Origin of the sequence: Cupriavidus cauae, assembly GCF_008632125.1 — a bacterium.
GTDB classification, from domain to species: Bacteria; Pseudomonadota; Gammaproteobacteria; order Burkholderiales; family Burkholderiaceae; genus Cupriavidus; species Cupriavidus cauae.
Genome location: NZ_VWRN01000073.1, coordinates 49,248 through 67,203, shown reverse-complemented (window position 1 = coordinate 67,203; position 17,956 = coordinate 49,248). Strand labels below are relative to the sequence as shown.

15 protein-coding genes and 2 pseudogenes are annotated in these 17,956 nt (G+C 65.0%); 8 read left to right on the top strand and 9 right to left on the bottom strand.

What is annotated here, in order from left to right:
• Positions 1–207: 207 nt before the first annotated feature.
• Positions 208–534 carry a helix-turn-helix transcriptional regulator gene (locus tag F1599_RS25145; RefSeq protein WP_049768032.1) on the top strand — a complete coding sequence of 109 codons (327 nt, stop codon included), beginning with the start codon at positions 208–210 and terminating at the stop codon, positions 532–534.
• 98 nt (positions 535–632) lie between these two features.
• The gene (locus tag F1599_RS25140; protein ID WP_012435773.1) at positions 633–1,196 is read left to right on the top strand and encodes a mechanosensitive ion channel family protein; all 564 of its coding nucleotides are present in this window, start codon (positions 633–635) and stop codon (positions 1,194–1,196) included.
• A gap of 145 nt (positions 1,197–1,341) precedes the next feature.
• Here F1599_RS25140 and F1599_RS26385 read toward each other — a convergent pair whose 3' ends face one another.
• On the bottom strand, positions 1,342–1,419 hold the full coding sequence (locus tag F1599_RS26385; RefSeq protein WP_223819874.1) for a YHYH domain-containing protein: 78 nt from the start codon (positions 1,417–1,419) through the stop codon (positions 1,342–1,344).
• Between the two features lie 297 nt (positions 1,420–1,716).
• On the opposite strand from F1599_RS26385, the pseudogene F1599_RS25130 reads away from it, so the two are divergent.
• Positions 1,717–3,129: pseudogene (locus tag F1599_RS25130) on the top strand (phage integrase family protein); the annotation flags it as partial.
• 21 nt (positions 3,130–3,150) lie between these two features.
• Here the strand turns inward: F1599_RS25130 and F1599_RS25125 are convergent.
• Entirely contained in the window at positions 3,151–4,320 is a 1,170-nt protein-coding gene (locus F1599_RS25125) for an NAD(P)/FAD-dependent oxidoreductase (RefSeq protein ID WP_103519529.1), read from the bottom strand.
• A 625-nt stretch (positions 4,321–4,945) separates the two neighbouring features.
• On the opposite strand from F1599_RS25125, the gene F1599_RS25120 reads away from it, so the two are divergent.
• Together F1599_RS25120 and F1599_RS26060 are read left to right on the top strand one after the other, a co-directional pair.
• The gene (locus F1599_RS25120) at positions 4,946–5,272 is read left to right on the top strand and encodes a four-helix bundle copper-binding protein (protein ID WP_012435770.1); all 327 of its coding nucleotides are present in this window, start codon (positions 4,946–4,948) and stop codon (positions 5,270–5,272) included.
• Positions 5,199–5,489, top strand: a complete 291-nt coding sequence (locus tag F1599_RS26060) for a hypothetical protein (RefSeq protein WP_162491053.1) — start codon at positions 5,199–5,201, stop codon at positions 5,487–5,489. The genes F1599_RS25120 and F1599_RS26060 overlap by 74 nt, the downstream gene beginning before the upstream one ends.
• A gap of 426 nt (positions 5,490–5,915) precedes the next feature.
• Here F1599_RS26060 and F1599_RS25115 read toward each other — a convergent pair.
• Positions 5,916–6,041: pseudogene (locus F1599_RS25115) on the bottom strand (twin-arginine translocation signal domain-containing protein); the annotation flags it as partial.
• Positions 6,042–6,230: 189 nt separating this feature from the next.
• On the opposite strand from F1599_RS25115, the gene F1599_RS25110 reads away from it, so the two are divergent.
• The 3 genes from F1599_RS25110 (at position 6,231) to F1599_RS25100 (ending at position 10,187) form a co-directional block, all read left to right on the top strand.
• On the top strand, positions 6,231–6,917 hold the full coding sequence (locus F1599_RS25110; RefSeq protein WP_012435768.1) for a heavy metal response regulator transcription factor: 687 nt from the start codon (positions 6,231–6,233) through the stop codon (positions 6,915–6,917).
• On the top strand, positions 6,914–8,299 hold the full coding sequence (locus F1599_RS25105; RefSeq protein WP_012435767.1) for a heavy metal sensor histidine kinase: 1,386 nt from the start codon (positions 6,914–6,916) through the stop codon (positions 8,297–8,299). The genes F1599_RS25110 and F1599_RS25105 overlap by 4 nt, the downstream gene beginning before the upstream one ends.
• A 157-nt stretch (positions 8,300–8,456) precedes the next feature.
• Positions 8,457–10,187 (top strand): phage integrase family protein, encoded by a 1,731-nt coding sequence (locus tag F1599_RS25100; RefSeq protein WP_041672593.1) that lies wholly within the window; start codon positions 8,457–8,459, stop codon positions 10,185–10,187.
• 86 nt (positions 10,188–10,273) lie between these two features.
• Here the strand turns inward: F1599_RS25100 and F1599_RS25095 are convergent, their stop codons facing one another.
• The 6 genes from F1599_RS25095 to F1599_RS25070 all read right to left on the bottom strand — a co-directional run bounded on the left by F1599_RS25095 (position 10,274) and on the right by F1599_RS25070 (position 17,929).
• The gene (locus F1599_RS25095; protein ID WP_012435765.1) at positions 10,274–10,762 is read right to left on the bottom strand and encodes a hypothetical protein; all 489 of its coding nucleotides are present in this window, start codon (positions 10,760–10,762) and stop codon (positions 10,274–10,276) included.
• 625 nt (positions 10,763–11,387) lie between these two features.
• Positions 11,388–12,371, bottom strand: coding sequence for an NAD(P)H-dependent flavin oxidoreductase (locus tag F1599_RS25090; protein WP_150084880.1), 984 nt, complete (start codon positions 12,369–12,371; stop codon positions 11,388–11,390).
• Positions 12,368–13,396, bottom strand: coding sequence for an NAD(P)H-dependent flavin oxidoreductase (locus F1599_RS25085; RefSeq protein WP_150084879.1), 1,029 nt, complete (start codon positions 13,394–13,396; stop codon positions 12,368–12,370). Before F1599_RS25085 ends, F1599_RS25090 begins: the two co-directional genes overlap by 4 nt.
• Positions 13,383–14,534 (bottom strand): CaiB/BaiF CoA transferase family protein, encoded by a 1,152-nt coding sequence (locus F1599_RS25080; RefSeq protein ID WP_150084878.1) that lies wholly within the window; start codon positions 14,532–14,534, stop codon positions 13,383–13,385. The genes F1599_RS25085 and F1599_RS25080 overlap by 14 nt, the downstream gene beginning before the upstream one ends.
• Complete coding sequence (locus F1599_RS25075; protein ID WP_150084877.1) at positions 14,531–16,687, bottom strand: acetate--CoA ligase family protein; 2,157 nt, start codon at positions 16,685–16,687, stop codon at positions 14,531–14,533. The genes F1599_RS25080 and F1599_RS25075 overlap by 4 nt, the downstream gene beginning before the upstream one ends.
• A gap of 93 nt (positions 16,688–16,780) precedes the next feature.
• Positions 16,781–17,929 carry an acyl-CoA dehydrogenase family protein gene (locus F1599_RS25070; protein WP_149318352.1) on the bottom strand — a complete coding sequence of 383 codons (1,149 nt, stop codon included), beginning with the start codon at positions 17,927–17,929 and terminating at the stop codon, positions 16,781–16,783.
• Between the last annotated feature and the right edge of the window lie 27 nt (positions 17,930–17,956).

The following is a 17,956-nucleotide window of genomic DNA, read 5'->3' as shown; positions in this document are numbered from 1 at the left end:
ATGGCAATCTCGACCTATCAGGCGTGGGATTTCTACCACCTTGCAACGCGAACACCGGACGCTCATGTCGTCGCCGACGCAGTCGCGTAGGTAGTGGGCGGCCTCGCGATCCTTTGGTTCGTGATTCGAAAACGGTGTCGTCGTGTCAGCCCAAACCGACCTGTTTCTGAGGCGCTACCTGGCGCAGCCAAGGTACGAGGGCAGGTGATGGCGGAACGAAACGAGGTGGCAATTCAGGCGACGCGGCAGTTGTTGCAGTCGATGCTGCTGCAGTTCGAGCGCTGGAAATATACGCCATCGGAAACGGAAGTGGCGATGCTTCTCATAAAAGGGTTGACCCTTGAAGAGTGCGCTCACTCGCTAGCGTGGCATGATGTGACGGTGCGGACAATTGCCGCGGGCGTATTCGCCAAGGCGAACCTCAGCAATCGCCATCAATTTGCCGCCTACTTTTTCGGTGATCTGTTGGTTGAGCCGATCGAGCCTGCACCTCGATCAAAAACCGGTGAGTGTAGGCACGACGCCGGCATGTAAGTTGTCGCGCTTGACCTTCAAGCAAAGACCGGAACGGTAAAAATCCGATTATTGGTATCTGTGCCACAGTACGGTGCTGTGGCTGTATCTCTATTTCGATGAACAAACTTCTTCAAGCTATACACGAAAGCTTGCCGCAGTGGCTGGCAGATTGGTTCGACATTCTTGTTCCCGCTATCGAGGTCGTGCTGATTGCGGCTGGCGCATGGTTAGCAGTGCGCATCGCGCGGCGGTTGCTTAGAAAGCTGACCAATACATATTCTCTGCCAGGAAAAGTTGCGGCGCTGTCTTTGCGTGTGGTCGCGACCATCGTGTACGTAGCTGCCACGCTCTGGGCTCTGGAGCGAATGGGCGTGTCTGGAACCGTCCTGTGGACCGCATTCACGGGATTTGCCACTGTCGGGGCGGTCGCGTTTTTCGCCGCGTGGAGTGTACTCTCGAACCTGTTCTGCGCGCTCCTGATATACGTCACCGGTGCGTTCCGCATTGGGGATGTTGTGGAGCTTCTTGAGAACGGGGAAAAGCCGGGAATTAAGGGCCGTGTGCTCGACGTAAATCTCGTCTATACCACCTTACTGGAAACAACAGTCGAAGGACAAGAGGTGGTGCTGCAGCTGCCGAACAGTCTGGTGTTTCAACGTGTGCTACGAAGGTGGAAGTAACCGCAAGGGTGGCGCGGTCAGGCAAGGACGGAGACCGGCGCAAGAAGGGAAGCCCCGCTTCGCTTTTTTGAGGCCGAGCAAACTACTCAAGACCTTAAGCCGCTGGCGTCCGCGATGTCGGCGGACGCCGCAATACTGCTTGACTTCAGTGGCAGTGACGAATGCCGGTCTTGTGGTCCATATGGCAGCCTTGGCTGTCAGTCCCACCACTATGCGCCCACACGCCGCCCGACGCACAGGCCAGAACGGCCGTGAGAATGATGGTGATCCGTTTCAAGAAAGGTCTCCCTGGAGTGTTGGTTAGCGGTCTCAGTCTGCCGCAAGTTCCACACTATCATCACTGCGATTGCCAGCCCTCCCCGCCGCGGTAGGGCTGTTGCGGCTGTGTCACAACTGTCTGCGCTCGCTACGGCCAACGCACCTCAGCAACTTAACGAAAATGCTGACGGCCGCTGGCGCCCAAGTTTGTAGGTGAATCGACGCATAGCGTCCCCGCAATCCCGATGGCCTCGCCGATGGCCAGGCCATCAGGGTTCTGCGTGCTCTGCCTGCGCCGCAGCCACAGGTCACCGACGACATTGAACTGTGGCTGGCACCGCGGGCCGTGCGCGCATTGCGAGCCCACGGCATTTCCACACTGGCGGACCTGACCGTGCGCGTGCCGCGCCGGCGCCGCTGGTGGGGCGCGATCCCGGGGCTGGGGCAAGCGAGCGCGCGGCACATCGAGGCCTTCTTCCACGCCCATCCGCGGTTGACGGAGCGTGCGCGTGCCCTGATCGTCGGCGCGCCGCCAGGCGAGGTGGTCCCGTGGGAGCGGCTGAAACTGCCCGACGAGGTGGACGGCTCGCGAGGCAGCTTCCGGGCACCGCGACAGGCCTGCACGCTCGACGCATCGAACGACTACGAAGCCGTGCAGGCCTGGCTCGCCCTGCACGAAACCCAGACCACGCAGCGCGCCTATCGCAAGGAGGCGGAACGCCTGATCCTGTGGGCGATTATCGAGCGCGGTCGGGCGCTGTCGTCGCTTACGACCGAGGACGCCATCGCCTACCGCGGGTTCCTGCGGCGACCAACTCCGCGTGAGCGCTGGATCGGGCCACCGCGGGCACGCAGCGCGCCCGACTGGCGCCCCTTCGCACGGGGGCTATCGGCACGTTCGACGGCCTACGCCCTCACGGTGCTGGGCGCCATGTTCCGATGGCTGATCGAGCAGCGCTATGTATTGGCCAACCCGTTTGCCGGCATCAAAGTCCGCGGCCGCACGCGGGTCGCGCCACTCGATACCACACGTGGCTTTACTGAGGGCGAATGGCTGCTGGTGCGCACCATTGCCGATGGCCTGGAATGGTCGTACGGGTGGGACGTGCCCGCAGCGCAGCGCTTGCGCTTCATTCTCGATTTTGCCTACGCGACCGGCCTGCGGGCCAGCGAACTGGTTGGCGCGACGCTGGGCGATATCCGCACTGACGAGCGCAACGACCGCTGGCTGCACCTGGTCGGCAAAGGTGGGCGCCCGGGAAAGGTGGCGCTACCGCCACTTGCGCGAACCGCACTCGATCAGCATCTTGTACAGCGCGGACTGCCGGTGACACCAGCCCGTTGGGACCCCAGGACACCCTTGATCGCCAGCCTGGAGCAGGACAGCGTCACTAACATCACCGGCACCCGGCTGTGGATGGTAATGCGGCGCTTCTTTGGCCAGGCCGCGGACATCATCGCCGGCGACCACCCGACACTCGCCGAAAAGCTGCGCCGAGCCAGTCCCCACTGGACGCGGCATACCCACGCTACACACGCCCTCGCTCGCGGCGCGGAACTGACCACCGTGCGCGATAACCTACGCCACGCGTCGGTGGCCACCACCTCGATTTACTTGCAAAGCGACGAAGTCAAGCGGGCACACCAAATAGGTCAGGCCTTTGCCGCTCGGTAGCCGACGTCCGTGCCGACTGGCTTAGCGTGCAATATTTTCCGTTTTCTGAAGCGACCCCAGGTACAGCGAACTCCAACGGCTCTGCGCGCCGATGATCTGATCAGTAATGATGTGGGCCGCGACTGTGCCGTACACCAGCCCGTCGGTGGAGAAACCAGTGGCGATGAAAGCCCCTGACTCGTCCCGGCCGATGTAGGGAAGGCCGTCCGGAGAATGAAAGTGTTGTGCCGACCAGCGCTGAACGGGTGAACCGACAGCCAGGTATTCCTGCGCGGCCCGTTCAAGTTGAGCGAGTGCCGCGGCTGCATCATGCCTTCCCGTTTCGTGGTGTTCACCGATGCAAAGCAAGTAATGCTTGCCGTTTGCCTCCAATCCGCGGACCGATAGCCTGGGATGGGCCTGCGCCCAGAAGATGCCAGCCGGAACGGCTTGTTCGTGGAAGGCCAAACCATATTCGCGGCGCACAGCCATGCCGGCTTGCACCAAGTGAAAACCCAGCGGGGAATGGGTGGCCAGCACAATATGGTGGCCGAAGGCGGTACCGGTCCGTGTGCGAACGACGCCGACTTCCAGGTCCAGCTCGAGGGCAGGGGAGTTTTCGAAGAGGCGGGCGCCGGCGTGTTCGGCTTGCAGGGCCAAGGCGTGCAGATAGCCGATCGGATGGAACTGCGCTTGTGCCGAAAGCAGAAGCACCGCGCCCTTTGCGGCGGGCAAGCCGGGGGGCATCTCAGAGGCCAACTGCGCGTCCAGACCTGCTGCGCGCAATGCCTTCAGCTCCCCCAGTATGGTCGGCTCGGCATCCGGGCTTAGCGGATACTGGTACATCGGGCAGCGGCGGAAGCCGCTGCTCGGCCCCATCGCCTGCGCTTGCTGCTCGATCCAGGCGATCGCTTCCCCGCGAGACGCTACGACGGCGCGGGCGGTGTCCGCTTCGCACTTAGCCGCCAGCGTTTCGAGGCCACCGGTGACGGTCTGATACAGGTTACCGGTGGAGCCGCCGCTATCACCCGCGCCTACGGCACGGGCTTCGATCGCCGCCACCGACCGGGCGGTCTTTGCGAGCAGCAGGGCGGCGGTCAGGCCCGTGATGCCGGCACCGACGATCACCACGTCGACGCGCAGGTCGCCCTCAAGGGCCGGTCGAGGCCGACGCGGGCGCGTGGCCGCCCAGATGGAGATCGAGCCCATCATGCCTCCTTGTACCGAGTTTCATGGCGGCACAGGTTATCGGCGCAGGCGTCCAGGACTTCCCGACATCGCGGGTCAACGCCATGGTGCTTGCGTGCGCCGGGCGCCGTCCCTTGGTGGCGCGGCGGCACTGGCAGCCCAACAGATAGCAAAGCAGATAGCAAAGCGCGTGCCGTGATTGGATAGCCCGCGCGTGAATGCTGGTCTCAAATTGAGCGCCGGGCATCGCGCGGGAGAACGCTCGTCGGCGAAGGCAACGCGAGAAGAGGCGCGTGTGCGGGACGAACTGGTCAGCCCGAGCAATGTTGGCATCGCCCCTCCCAAGGAAGCGAATCAAACGGAGTCATCCGCGCATGACCAGCGAAATACTAAGTCGCCATAAACTCGAAGTGCCGGCAGGCCACGACATTACCGGGCTGTAATCAACGCGCAAGCTTATTCCTGAAAGATATTCCTCGCCTTGTAATTTGGCCTCAATCTTTAAGCGGAAATGAGCGCGGTCATAGCACCGTCGCGAGCAAAGGGAGGGCAAAACGTGCGAGCGCTGCGGCCTCGCGGTGCGGCCGGTCCAAATATTGCTGTGACGATAGCGGCGCCGACGTGGCGTCATCACTTCAAGGAGCCGACCATGCCGCATCAGAATTTTCAACACTGTATCGACGAGTGCAATGCTTGCGCAGTGGCATGCGAGCACTGCGCCGCCTCGTGTCTAAGTGAGCCGAACGTACACGAGATGGCCGAGTGCATTCGCCTGGATCTCGATTGCGCCGCAATGTGCCGGATGGCCAGCGCCTATATGGCGCGGGGAAGTCGCTTCGCCAAGGATCTGTGCAACCTTTGCGCGACCGCTTGCGAAGCATGCGGTGCCGAGTGCGAGCGACATGCGGCTCAGCATTGCCAGGAATGCGCTCAAGCGTGCCGGCGTTGTGCGCAGGCATGCCGCGCCATGGCGTAGCACGATCGGCTGCCAACGGCAGAACGGCCATGACGCTAACTTTTTGGCTCTCTACGGTCACGCGAAAGCCCGCGCGGACTACAGGACTGCAACGTCGCTGTCATTAAACGCGTCGGTTCTTCCGGCCGCCACCAGCGGCGACGGGATGCCGTCTCAGCGTCCGGTCGAGCATGGCGAAGACATCCCTAGCGTCGATTCGTTGCGCCGTCACCGTTGACGAAGTCGCTCATTCGTGCCGGCGGCTGCGGCGTGCCACCCATCGCGGGTCCATCGGAAGAGCCGCCTCCGTGCGAGTTGTGTGCACAATCATCTGCGTGATTGCCATCCTGGCTGTGGTAGGCATGCTGTTGATGCATAAGCGCATGATGGGCGGGCTAAGTTGTTGCTGGACCGGCGGCCGCGTAGTGCGCCGGATAAGGGCGGTGGCCGCCTAGTTGATGCCCGCCCGGAGATCGCTCCGGCGACCGCGCGCACGCAGCGCACCGGAGAGCGGCTGGGTTACTTGGTCTGATCCATCATTTCGCGACACTTTTGCATCATGGCGTCATGGTGGCGCAACATCGCCTTGGAGTCGTCCGGCTTCTGTGGCTTGTGTTGCTGCGCTTCAGCCCGTTTGGCGGTACGAGCGCGGCTTGTCTGATGCTTGGGCCCACGCGATGCCCCCAAGACCGGACAATCCTGCCATCACACCCCCCGCAGCCAGACCCTGCACGAAGCGGCGGCGCGGTAGGTTGGCCAGCACAATGCCAGACTGTCGATCACGTCCCATGAAATAGTCCTTTTTGCTTGAATGGCCGCATCGGACAGCGGCAAAGAGAGAGTAACGAGGACGAGGCTACCGACAACTTACCTGAACATTACATTCCGGTAATGTCCGGGCCACTCGGAGCAGGGCTGCGTAGACTCGCCATGGGCTGACCCAAGCGCAGCCATACAATCGGAAAAAGGAAGCTCGAACATGAAACTGCTCGTCGTAGAGGACGAATCCAAGACAGGCCAGTACCTGCGCCAGGGATTGACCGAGGCCGGATTCGTTGTCGACCTGGTTGGCAACGGGCTTGATGGACAACACCTGGCGCTCAACGAGTCTTACGATCTGATTATTCTCGACGTCATGCTGCCGGACCTCGATGGCTGGAGAATTCTGCTGAGCCTGCGCGCGGCCGAGAGCGCGGTTCCGGTCTTGTTCCTTACTGCCCGCGACAGCGTCGCTGATCGGGTCAAGGGACTGGAGCTCGGCGCGGACGATTACCTGGTAAAGCCATTTGCATTCTCCGAACTGTTGGCTCGCGTCCGGACGCTGCTGCGCCGCGGCACTGTGCAGATGGGGCTGGACCGCATTCAGGTGGGCGACCTGGTGCTTGATCTTAGTCGACGTCGCGCTTCGCGCGGAGGTCGCCGGATAGCGCTGACCAGCAAGGAGTTTGCGCTGCTCGAACTGCTCGCCCGCAGGCGGGGAGAAGTTCTGCCCCGCTCGTTGATTGCGTCCCAGGTGTGGGATATGAACTTCGACAGCGACAGCAATGTGATCGACGTTGCGATTCGCCGCTTGCGAGCCAAGATCGACGACGACTTCGACGCCAAGCTGATTCAGACGGTGCGAGGCATGGGGTACGTGCTGGAAGCGCCCGAGGGGCAAGAATGAAGCGCCGTATGTCGCTGACCATGCGGCTGACGTTGTTGTTTTCTCTGACGTCGGCATTGGTGCTACTTGGCCTCGGAATACTGATCTGGCTTTCCATGGACCGGCATTTTGCCGACGAAGATTATGTGGTGCTTGGGGACAACGTTCGTCTGATTCAAAAGATCGCTCAGGAGCAATCCAGCACGCACCTGCCGAGCCGTCTTGCGGAAATGGTGGAACATCACCCCGGTTTTGTCGCCCATGTGAGCACCGCGAAAGGTGACGTCATTTACCGCACCAATGGGTTCGATTTTGGCGCCATGCTCAACGTTATTGGCCGGCTTGGACCGGATGAGACGACCTTGAGCTGGCAGCAGGGAGACAAGGAATACCGAGGTATGCGCGCGCACGCGACAGTGCCCGGCGAGTCGGTGCCCTTGGCGGTGATGGTCGGCATGGACACCGAAATCCATGCCCACTTTATGCACGCGTTTCGTCGCTCGCTGGCCTTCTATACCACGTTGGCGGTGCTCGCCAGCGGCTTGTTCGGCTGGTGGGCAGCCAGGCGCGGTCTGGCGCCGTTGCGAACGATGGCCTCTCGCGCCAAGGGTGTCACGTCGAATCACCTTGACGCCCGCATGCCCGTGGAGACCGTGCCGGTGGAGATGGCCGATCTGGCGGCGACGCTGAATGCCATGCTCGAGCGCTTGCAGGACGATTTCCGGCGATTGTCCGAATTCTCGTCCGACCTGGCTCACGAATTGCGCACGCCGATCACCAACCTGATGACCCAGACCCATGTCGTGTTGTCGCAGCCGCGCGAGGCCGCCAAGTACCGCGACGTGTTGGCCTCCAACGCCGAGGAGCTGCTGCGCCTTGGCCGCATGGTGTCCGATATGCTTTACTTGGCCAAGATGGAGCACGGCATCACGCTGCCCAACGAGGAGTCGATCCATGTCGGCGACGAGGCCCGCGCGCTGTTTGATTTCTACGACGCCTTGGCCGAGGACAAGGGTGTGCAGCTGCGCCTGCAGGGCGACGCCAGCATCGTGGGCGATCGCCTGATGTTGCGCCGCGCACTGAGCAATCTGCTGTCGAACGCACTGCGGTATACGCCCAGCGGCAAAGCGATTGTGATCAAGGCATGCGAGCAAGACGGCGGCGCCACCATCGTGGTCGAGAACCAGGGCGAGGGGATCGATCCCGAGCTGTTGCCGTCGTTGTTCGACCGGTTCTTTCGGGCCGACAAGTCCAGGGCGCGCGCTGATTCGGACAGCGTGGGGCTTGGCTTGTCGATCACGCAAGCCATCATGGTGGCGCACCGCGGTGGAATCTCGGCTGAGTCGTCAGGCGGTCTCACCCGCTTTATTCTGACCTTCCCGCGGCGCCAGCCACGAGCTTAGGGAGGCCGGTCCCCCATGGCGAGCTGCGAGGCACGTGCTGATGCCAGCAAGATCGGCATACTGTTAGGCCATGTGCCGGATCCCGCTGCCAATAGCGACGCTATTGAGATAAGTATCCTTATCGTAATAGCCAGTTCGCTGCGCTAAACTGGCCCCCATGAAATCACGCCTGACCCTACCTAACTCCACATCATCCGCCAGCACGGGTATGGATACGGCCCCGACCGATGCCTCCACGGCACTCCCCGATGCCGCGTCCCTGGCCGCGCTGCGTGCCTGGCATGCCGGCCTGAGCTCCCGGCAAGCCGTGGCGCAATACCTGGGGGAGGAGAGGGCGCGCGGCCAATCCTCGCGCGCCGTGCTGGGCCGCATTCGCCGCCGGCTTGCCTTGCTGGCACGCGAGCGCGGCCGCGACGATCTGGCCGCGTTGTTCGAGATGCCGGCGTCGGCGCGGGTGGCGCAGGGCAGGGTGGCCGACCGTGCTATCGAGGTCCTGCGCACGCTGCCGACGCCACAGCCAGCGATCACCGACGACATCGGCCGCTGGCTACCGGCCCGCGCCGTCGCCGCCCTGCGCGCCCACGGCATCGAGACGCTGGCGGCGCTGACGGTGCGCGTGCCCAGGCGCCGACGCTGGTGGGCAGCCATCCCGAGGCTGGGCGCGACCGGTGCCAGACAGATCGAGGCGTTCTTCGCCGCGCATCCCGAGCTGACCGAGCGGGCCCGCGCGCTGATCGTGCAGGAGCGGCGCAGCAGCGTCGTGCCGTGGGAGCAGCTACGCTTGCCCCATCAGGTCGACGGCTCCGAAGGGCGCTTTCGCGCCCCGCGCGCGACGTGCACCTTGACCGCGGACAACGACTACGAGGCGGTGCAGGCCTGGCTGGCGCTGCACGAGTCACCGGCTACTCACCGCACCTACCGCAAGGAAGCGGAACGGCTGATCCTGTGGGCCATCGTCGAGCGTCAGCGGCCGCTGTCGTCGTTGACCACCGAAGACGCCGTGGCCTACCGCGCCTTCCTGCGGCGTCCCATGCCACGAGAGCGGTGGGTCGGGCCGCCACGCCCGCGCTCGTCGCCGGACTGGCGGCCGTTCACCGGTGCGCTGGCCGCACGCTCGGTCGCCCATGCGCTGTCCATCCTTGGGGCGATGTTCCGGTGGCTGGTCGAGCAACGCTACGTGCTGGCCAATCCCTTCGCCGGCATCAAGGTGCGCGGCGGCGGCCGCACCGCGGCGCTGGACAATTCGCGCGCCTTTACCGACGGTGAATGGAAGTTGGTGCGGACCATTGCCGACGGGCTCGAGTGGTCCTACGGTTGGGAGGCCGCCGCGGCGCAGCGCCTGCGCTTCGTGCTGGATTTTGCCTATGCAACGGGGCTACGTCCCAGCGAGCTGGTAGGAGCCACGCTCGGGGATATCTGGACCGACGCGCAAGGCGACGAATGGCTCGAGCTGACCGGCAAGGGCGGCCGCAGCGGCAACGTGGCAATGCCCCCGTTGGCGCGGCGGGCGGTGGAGCGCTACCTGACGGAACGCGGACTGCCCATCAGTCGGCGTTTGTGGCGTCCCGAGGTCCGCCTGGTCGGTGATCTGGGCAGCGAGCCCGAGATCGGCATCTCCAGCACGCGGCTATGGCATGTGGTGAAGCGGTTCTTCAAGCTGGCTGCGGATGTCATTGGTGCAGACCATCCCGCGGCGGCGGACAAGCTGCGCCGCGCCAGTCCCCACTGGATGCGCCATACGCACGCCACACACGCGCTAGGAAGCGGCGCGGAACTGACCATCGTTCGAGACAACCTGCGGCATGCGTCCGTGTCGACGACGTCGATCTACCTGCACAGCGACGAGGTAAAAAGGGCAAGGCAGATCGGAGAGGCATTTGGGGCGTAAATGACACCCGCAAGGGCGCCAATAGCGGGCTGTACGGACGAATAAGGGACTACAATCTTGCCCCTTCGTTGCCGAGCGGTTCGGGCTCAAAACACGGAATCCTTCAAGCCGAATCCCCTTGTTGGCATCACGGCGACCGTCATGCTGTCGGCGTGTGGCCCCGCCGCGCACAGGGCGATCGCGCGCCGTGCATGGTGACGGCTGCGCAAATCGACGAACTCGAGCATCAGAAAGGCCAAGCAGATGGCCGCCAGCACCAAACCGCCCACGCCGCCGGAAGTCTTGCCATAGGTGAATGCCGCGACGGCCAGGCCGAACATGGTCACGGTGCCGAAGCAAAATGCCCAGAAGCTGGGCGTCACCTGACCTGGTCGGAGCGCGACGTAGGTGGGGCCGGCGGTAAAGCCATGGTCCTCATTGAACCGCAGATAAGGCCAACCGGAGGCCGCCCAGCGCGCGAGCGACAGCGCTGCCGAATGCTGCGCGATGTAGCGCAGTTGGGCGACTGAAAAGCTCCGGCCATAGGCTGCATACATCCGTCCGCAATCGGCCAGCGTCGGTGCGGCAGGGGCCATCACCTCCCACGCTCGCGCTACAGCATCCGGATTTCGCACACATGGCTCGCGCGCCAGCCAAGACAGTACTTGCACGCCCTGTGACCAAGGCACCGCCGAAGATTCCATGTCCGCCCCCCGAATTGTCTGCCACGCCACGGCAGTGTCCTAAAGTAACTTTGCGTCACTTTACACGGCTAGCAAAGAGGCCGACAACTCGGACAGGGGTATCTCGCAGGCGGGGGCGCGAGCACGTGCAAACGGTAGAGAGAGCACACGGCGCTCCCGGCATAGTCGCCGGCTGTGCCGTCATCGAAACTGCCAGCCTCCGAAAGGTAAGCGCCTAGGGGCGGGTAACAAATTTATGCAAAAACGGGTAACAAATTTATGCAAATTAACGAGTGCGAACGCACTCCTGTCCGCGCAATGACTTCGAATTTTACATAAGAAGTATTATCGGCGACAAAGGTGTTGGCCGTTTTTTCTAATGTCGTAACGCCTGGGGCACGTGCTGGAGATCGCGGACAAGGTGCAGGCATTGCGCGACGACCGGCAGACCACCAGGGCCGTCGCGCACGAACAGCGGTCAGGCGCCAGCGCGAGCCAGGAAAAAAGGCCCCGCAAAGCGGCCGCGCTGCAGCGGGACTCAGTGTCGATTGCGCGAGCCGGAAAGCCGCGGCTCTGCCTCTTCATACTCTATTGCCAGCTCCTCCACGACCTCTGCCACACTGCTGACGGCCTTCACCCCCGACACCGAGTGCCCGGCGCTCCAAAGGTCCGCCCAGCGTTGGATCACCGCGCCGTCGGCACCGCCGCCAAACCGGCTGCGGGCTTCATGTACGGACACCGATTCGTCGAGCTGCTGCGGATCGAGTCCGACGCGGCGAATCGACGGGACCAGGAAATTGGCCGGCAAACCGGTAAACGCTCGCGTCGTCACCACATCATCGAGCGTGCTGTTGCACAGCATCGCCTTGTAGTCCTCGCTGGCCAGGCTCTCCCGCGTCCCGATAAAGCGCGTGCCCATCGATACGAGGTCGCAGCCGAGGACCGTGGCTGCCCGCAGCGCAATACCGTCCATCATGCCGCCCGCCAGTATCAGCGGGCCATGGAAGAATGCCCGCACCGCCCGCACGAAGGCAAACGGATTGGCCCAGCCCGTGTGGCCGCCGGCGCCCGCGGTGAGCAACACGAGGCCATCGGCGCCGGCATCCAGGGCGCGGCGGGCGTGGTGCAAGGTGGCGACGTCGGCAAACACGCAGGAGCCCGCCGCTCGCAATGCGGGCATGGCGGCGGCCGGCGAGCCGACGCTGGTGATCACCACCTCGGGTCGATAGCTGGCGATCAATTCGACCTCGGCGCGCAGCTTGGCCGGGTCGCGCCGCATGATCAGGTTGGGGCAATACGCGCCATGGTGCGGTGCGCCGTTGCGCGTGGCCTCTGCGGCTTCGGTCGATAGCCGCGCCAGCCAGGCATCGAGTTCGTCCAGCGAGCGGCAATTGGCGGTCGGGAAGGCGCCGACCACACCGGCGCGACACGCCGCCGATACCAGTTCGATGCCGGACACGCGCAGCATCGGCGCGGCGACGACGGGGACCTTCAGGCGTTCCAGGAATGGCAGCGTCGTCATGATTTCACACGTATCCGATGATCCAGAGAATCGAAGCAGGCCACCGCCTCGGCAAGCAGCGTGGCGACGATCTCAGCCAGCGGCTCGACCCGGCGTGCAAACGCAATGGAAGGCCCCAGCGACACCATGCCGTGCTGCCACTGGCCCTCCCGATAGCAACGGTCGCGTGTGTTGCGACCATCGAGCAGATCGCCATACGCGGCATAGTCGCGTGCGCCATCGCGCTCGAGCGCGGCGACTTGCTCGGCGGTGGCATTGCGCAGCACGCGCCAGGTGTTGCCGAGCGAGCGCAACACCGCGACGGTTGCATGCTCGTCGCATTCGACCAGATGGCGCTTGTACGCCGGATGCGCCTCGACTTCCTCGCTGACCAGGAAGCGGCTGCCGATCACGGCGCCATCGAGTCCCTGCGCCAGCAGTGCCGCGATCTGCCGCCCATGGCCGATGCCGCCACCGATGGCGATGGGCACCCGCACGCGGTCTTGCGCAAGCGCCCCGAGCAACATCGACGGCAGTTCGTTGAGGCCGGGATGGCCGCCCTCCTCCATGCCGACCAGCGCCACCGCGTCGGCGCCATCGCGCTCGGCGGCCAGCGCATGGCGAATGCTGGACGCCTTGTGCAGGACGATGCCGCCACCGTCGTGGATACGCCGGATCAGTTCCCCCGGCCCCCGGCCCGCGGTCTCGAAATGGCGCACGCCACAACGGAGCGCGGCATCGAGCCAGTCGAGCACGGCATCATTGCCGGCGGAACGCCCCGACAGAGTCAGGTTGACGCCGAATGGCCGCCCTTCGGTCAGCAAGGCGCACTGGCGCAACGCGGCTTCGAACGCGGGGCGATCCTCGAACGAACGTGGCGTGATGAAGCCCATGCAACCAGCATTGACGAGCGCGGCGACGTAGCGCGGCTGTGACAGCCACATCAGCCCGCCGCCCAGGATCGGATGGTCGATGCCGAACAGCTCGGTCAGCCGCGTGCGGAACGGCCCGCTGTGCTGCCCACGCGATGGATCACCGCCCGCCATCGCCCCGGCCCTGCTGTCGGCGCGCACTGTCCAGCGCAGGGGCGCGTCCCGGGCCCATCGCGCTCATGCCCTCCAGGGGGACGGGAAAGCGCGCCAGCGGCAAAGGCGCATCGGCGCTGCCCGGATCGAACCGATCGCGCTCGCGGAACTGCGCCAGCGCACCGACGTCGTTGGGTGCGACGACCGGCGCAACTGGCACATCGGCCCGCGCGAGCAGCGCGAACGCGCGGTCGCGCTCGTAGGCGGCGAGCGCTTCGGCCAGACGCGCGTTGATGGCAGCGGCGGCAGGCTTGCGTGCGGCGATGCCACGCCAGGGCTCGCCGTCGAACGGCGCCATCGGCAACGCCTCGCACAGCCGCTTCCAGAAATGGTCCTCGAGCGCGGCCACCGACAGGTACTCGCCGTCGCTGCAGCGGAACGCGCCATAGGCCGGTTTGACCAGCGTCGCTTCGCGCTGCTCGGCGAGCGAGCCTGCCCCCGCCTCGCGCCAGGCGCCGAAGCGTGCGTTCATCCAGTGCAGCGCGCTGTCGGCGAGTGCGACGTCCAGGTACTGGCCACGGCCGCTTCGCTCGCGCTGCAGCAAGGCGGCGAGCGTGGCGGACAGCGCGTACATCGCACCGCACAGGTCGGCCAGCGGCAGGCCGAACGACTGCGCTGGACCGCCGCGCTGCTCCCCCGATACCGCCAGCGCACCGCACGCTGCGAGGTAATTGATGTCATGGCCTGGCAACTGCGCCCACGGTCCCTGCTGGCCATAACCGCTCAGCGACACGTGTACCAGGCGCGGAAAGCGCGCCTGCAGCGTAGCGGCGTCGAGCCCCAGCCGGGCCATCACGCCGGGCCGGTAGGATTCGACCAGCACGTCGGCCTCGTCCAGCAACGCAAGCACTTCACGGCGCCCCGCTTCCTCCTTCAGATCGACGAGCAGGCTCTGCTTTCCCCGATTGACGGCCTCGAACACTCCCGGACCCATACGGCGCGCGTTGTCGCCGTGCGGCGGGCGCTCGATCTTGATCACCCGGGCGCCCAGTTCCGCCAGGTTTTGCGTAAAGAATGGTCCGGGCAGCAGCTCGCTCAAGTCGATGACGGTGACGCCGTCCAGCGGCGGCGCGACGGCAGTGGGATCGGCGGCGCTCATGCGCGAGCCTCCGGTGGCTGTCGCGCGACGATCACCGCATCGAGCGGGATCGCGCCGGCGCCAGGTTTGCCGGGTTCGCTCGCAACGTCGACCCAGACCGGATTCAGGTCCATCTCCTCGATCCACGCGGCGTTGTCGCGCACGAAATCGGAGATCCGGCCGAGCAGCGCCTCCAGCGCTGCCACGTCGGCGGGCGGCCGCCCACGAATCCCTTCCAGCAATGGCCACGCGCGGATCTCGCGGATCATTGCCGCAGCCTCTCCCTTGCCGAGCGGCAGCATCCGGCGCGATACATCGCGCAGTACCTCGACATGGATGCCGCCCATGCCGAAGGTCAGCACATGGCCGAACACCGGATCACGCGTAACGCCGATCAACAGTTCCAGGCCGCGCGGCGGCGCCATCTTCTCAATCAGCACGCCGTCGATGGTGGCGTCGGGGCGATGGCGGTGCGCCGCGGCGGTGATGGCATCCCATGCCTCCTGCACCGCCGCCGCATCCTCCAGACCTACGCGCACTCCGCCGATGTCCGACTTGTGCACGATATCGGCGCTCGCGATCTTTGCCACCACGGGAAAGCCCATCGCACGCGCGATGCGCACCGCATCGTCGCGCGTCCGCGCGATCTCGCACGGCAACAGCGCGATGCCGGCCTCGCGCAGCCGCGCCTTGGCGTTCGCTTCTGACAACGGCTGCGTGACGACTGCACCGTCGGCGACGCTGCTTGCAACAGTGGGCACGCGCAGTGCCAGCTCGCCCCCTTCGGCGGCGCGCCATCGGCCATAGGCGGTCCAGCGGCGAATCGCCGCGATCGCCTTGTTGACCGAGCGTGGCGGCGCGAAGCCGTGCTCGACCAGCAGCTTGTAGCCGTCGCCGAGCCGATCGCTCATCCAGATCGGCACGATTGGCGTGCTGGTGGCGCGTTGTGCGTTCACGATGTTCTGTGCCATGCGCGTGGTGGTCTCGCCGTAGTCCAGCGTAATCGGCAACACGACGAGGCCGACATTCGGATCGGCGGCGACGGCGCCCAGCGTCTTCTCCACCAGCGACGAATCGCTGAGGACGGCGGCGGTCGTGTCCACCGGGTTGCCGATGGCGGCGTAGTCGGGCAGCGTGGTGCGCAAGGTATCGGTGGTCTCGCTGGCAAACTGCGCAAGGGTCAGTCCCTCGGCACCGACCGCGTCGGCGGTCAGCGCCGAGGTGCCGCCCGACGAGCAGTAGATGGCGAGGGCATCGCGACCGGCCGGCAGTGCGCGTGCGAACAGCCATGCGGTATCGACCAGCTCGTCGATGTCGTGCACCTCGATCACCCCGAGCTGCCGGAACACCGCGCTGTTGACCTCGGCCGAACCGGTCAGCGAGGCGGTGTGCGACTGCGCGGCGCGGCGCCCATATTCCGAACGGCCGACCTTGAGCGCTACCACCGGCTTGCCGTTCGCGGCCGCGCGTTGCACGGCCGCCGCGAAGCGCTCGCCATCCTTGATGCCTTCGAGCAGCGTGGCGATGACCTTGATGTCCGGTGCGTCTGCCATGTAGTGGATGAAGTCGGCGACCTGAAGGTCGACCTCGTTGCCGGTCGAAGCCCACAAGCCAATACCGATGCCGCGCTCCATCGCCTGCATCACGTTGCGCCCGAGCCCGCCGCCCTGGGTCGCAAGCCCGATCGGACCCTTGACCAGATCGTGCGGGAACGAGGGCGAAAAGGTCATGCCGAGCTGCGCATTGACATTGGTCAACCCCGGGCAGTTCGGTCCATACAGCCGCATGCCGCTGCGTTCGGCGATGGCTTTCATGCGCTGCTGCTCGCGCTCGCCTTCCGCGCCGGTTTCGCCAAAACCGGAGCTCAGGATGATGGCGAAGCGCACGCCGCGGGAGGCGCATTCGTCGAGCACGGCGAGCACGCCGGCGGCAGGCACCACGATGACGGCGACGTCGGGCGTGTCCGGCAGCGACGCGACGCTTGGCCAGCACCGCCGCCCCATGATTTCGGTCTTGCCTGGATTGACGAGGTAGAGGTCGCCGTCGATGCGCGAATGGACGACCAGGTTGGTCAGGGTCCGTTCACCGATGCTGTTGGGACGATCCGATGCGCCAACCAGCGCGATCGAGCGGGGATGGATCAGGCGGGACAGATCCGTCGTGTTGGAATGCATGACTGGTTCTCCGGAAAGGACAGTCGCCCGGGCAGCCGCGATGGGGCGCCCGTGACGATGGCAGCAGGCCGGCGCAATAGCGCGGGCGCGTGATCAGGCAATGGCCGACATGCCGAGAATCTCCCGGCCGACGATCAGTGTCTGTACCTCGGTGGTCCCTTCGGGAATGGTGCCGCCGCGCGTATCGCGGAAGATGCGCTCGATCGGATAGTCGGTGGCGTAACCCAGGCCGCCATGGACCTGCAGTGCCATATCGGCGACCTCGTGGGCTGCCTCGGTGGCGTACAGCTTGGCGATCGAGCAAGCGGTGCGCGCGTCCTGGTTGGCGTCCAGGGCCGCCGCTGCGCGGTAGCCGAGCGCGCGCGCGGCTTCGACGCGGACCGTCATGTCGACGATATGCTTCTGCACCAGCTGGAAGCTGCCGATGGGGCGGCCGAACTGCGTGCGCGTGCGGGCATAGTCGATCGACAGGTCGAGCGCAGCCTGGGCCGCGCCCACCGCGCCCATGGCGATATTGACCCGGGCGGCATCGAGTCCCTTGAGCATCCGCTTGAGGGCGCTGCCCTCCGTGCCAAGCAGGTTGGCGCGCGGAATGCGTACGTTGTCGAAGTTGAGCTCCGCGGTACCGGTGCTGCGCAACACCATGGTGTCCACGCGCCGCACTTCATACGGCGTCACATCCCGCTCGACGATGAAGGTGGACAGTTGCCCGTCGCAATCGGGACTGAAGGTGCGCGCCACCACGATCGCGAAATCGGCAAAGTAGCCATTGGTGATCCACAGCTTGCGGCCATTGAGCACGTACTCGTCGCCGACCAGGTCCGCACGCGTCTGGATCTGTGCGATGTTCGAGCCCGTTCCGGGCTCGGAGATCGCGGTGCAGCAACGGCGGTCGGAACGCAGCAATGGTTGCAGGAAGCGCGTCTTCTGCTCCGGCGTGCCTTCGCTGGCGAGCTTCAGGATGCCGCCGTTGGTGATGTTGAGCATGGTGCGAAGCGACAGCCAGGCGTAGCCCGCCTCTTCCATCAGCATGCCCCACGTAACGTGGTCCAGCCCCATGCCGCCCTCGGACTCGGGCAGGCGGCCGCCGATATAGCCGAACTGAGACAACCCCTTGAGGATTTCAAAGGGAAAGGTATGTGCCTTGTCATGTTCGGCCACCAGCGGCGCGACCTCGCTCTTCATGTAGCGACGGATGCTGTCGCGCAACAGCACCTGCTCGTTGTCCGGTACGAAATGCATGGGGTGTCTCCTTTGTCTTGTTGCCCG

Bases quoted from the DNA above. Each gene is read 5' to 3' on its own strand.
- F1599_RS25145 (WP_049768032.1), top strand. From the start codon at position 208: ATGGCGGAACGAAACGAGGTGGCAATTCAGGCGACGCGGCAGTTGTTG.
- F1599_RS25075 (WP_150084877.1), bottom strand. From the start codon at position 16,687: ATGCATTCCAACACGACGGATCTGTCCCGCCTGATCCATCCCCGCTCG.
- F1599_RS25100 (WP_041672593.1), top strand. From the start codon at position 8,457: ATGAAATCACGCCTGACCCTACCTAACTCCACATCATCCGCCAGCACG.
- F1599_RS25095 (WP_012435765.1), bottom strand. From the start codon at position 10,762: ATGGCCCCTGCCGCACCGACGCTGGCCGATTGCGGACGGATGTATGCA.
- F1599_RS25110 (WP_012435768.1), top strand. From the start codon at position 6,231: ATGAAACTGCTCGTCGTAGAGGACGAATCCAAGACAGGCCAGTACCTG.
- F1599_RS26060 (WP_162491053.1), top strand. From the start codon at position 5,199: ATGCGGCTCAGCATTGCCAGGAATGCGCTCAAGCGTGCCGGCGTTGTG.
- F1599_RS25125 (WP_103519529.1), bottom strand. From the start codon at position 4,320: ATGATGGGCTCGATCTCCATCTGGGCGGCCACGCGCCCGCGTCGGCCT.
- F1599_RS25090 (WP_150084880.1), bottom strand. From the start codon at position 12,371: ATGACGACGCTGCCATTCCTGGAACGCCTGAAGGTCCCCGTCGTCGCC.
- F1599_RS25140 (WP_012435773.1), top strand. From the start codon at position 633: ATGAACAAACTTCTTCAAGCTATACACGAAAGCTTGCCGCAGTGGCTG.
- F1599_RS25080 (WP_150084878.1), bottom strand. From the start codon at position 14,534: ATGAGCGCCGCCGATCCCACTGCCGTCGCGCCGCCGCTGGACGGCGTC.
- F1599_RS25070 (WP_149318352.1), bottom strand. From the start codon at position 17,929: ATGCATTTCGTACCGGACAACGAGCAGGTGCTGTTGCGCGACAGCATC.
- F1599_RS25105 (WP_012435767.1), top strand. From the start codon at position 6,914: ATGAAGCGCCGTATGTCGCTGACCATGCGGCTGACGTTGTTGTTTTCT.
- F1599_RS25085 (WP_150084879.1), bottom strand. From the start codon at position 13,396: ATGGCGGGCGGTGATCCATCGCGTGGGCAGCACAGCGGGCCGTTCCGC.
- F1599_RS25120 (WP_012435770.1), top strand. From the start codon at position 4,946: ATGCCGCATCAGAATTTTCAACACTGTATCGACGAGTGCAATGCTTGC.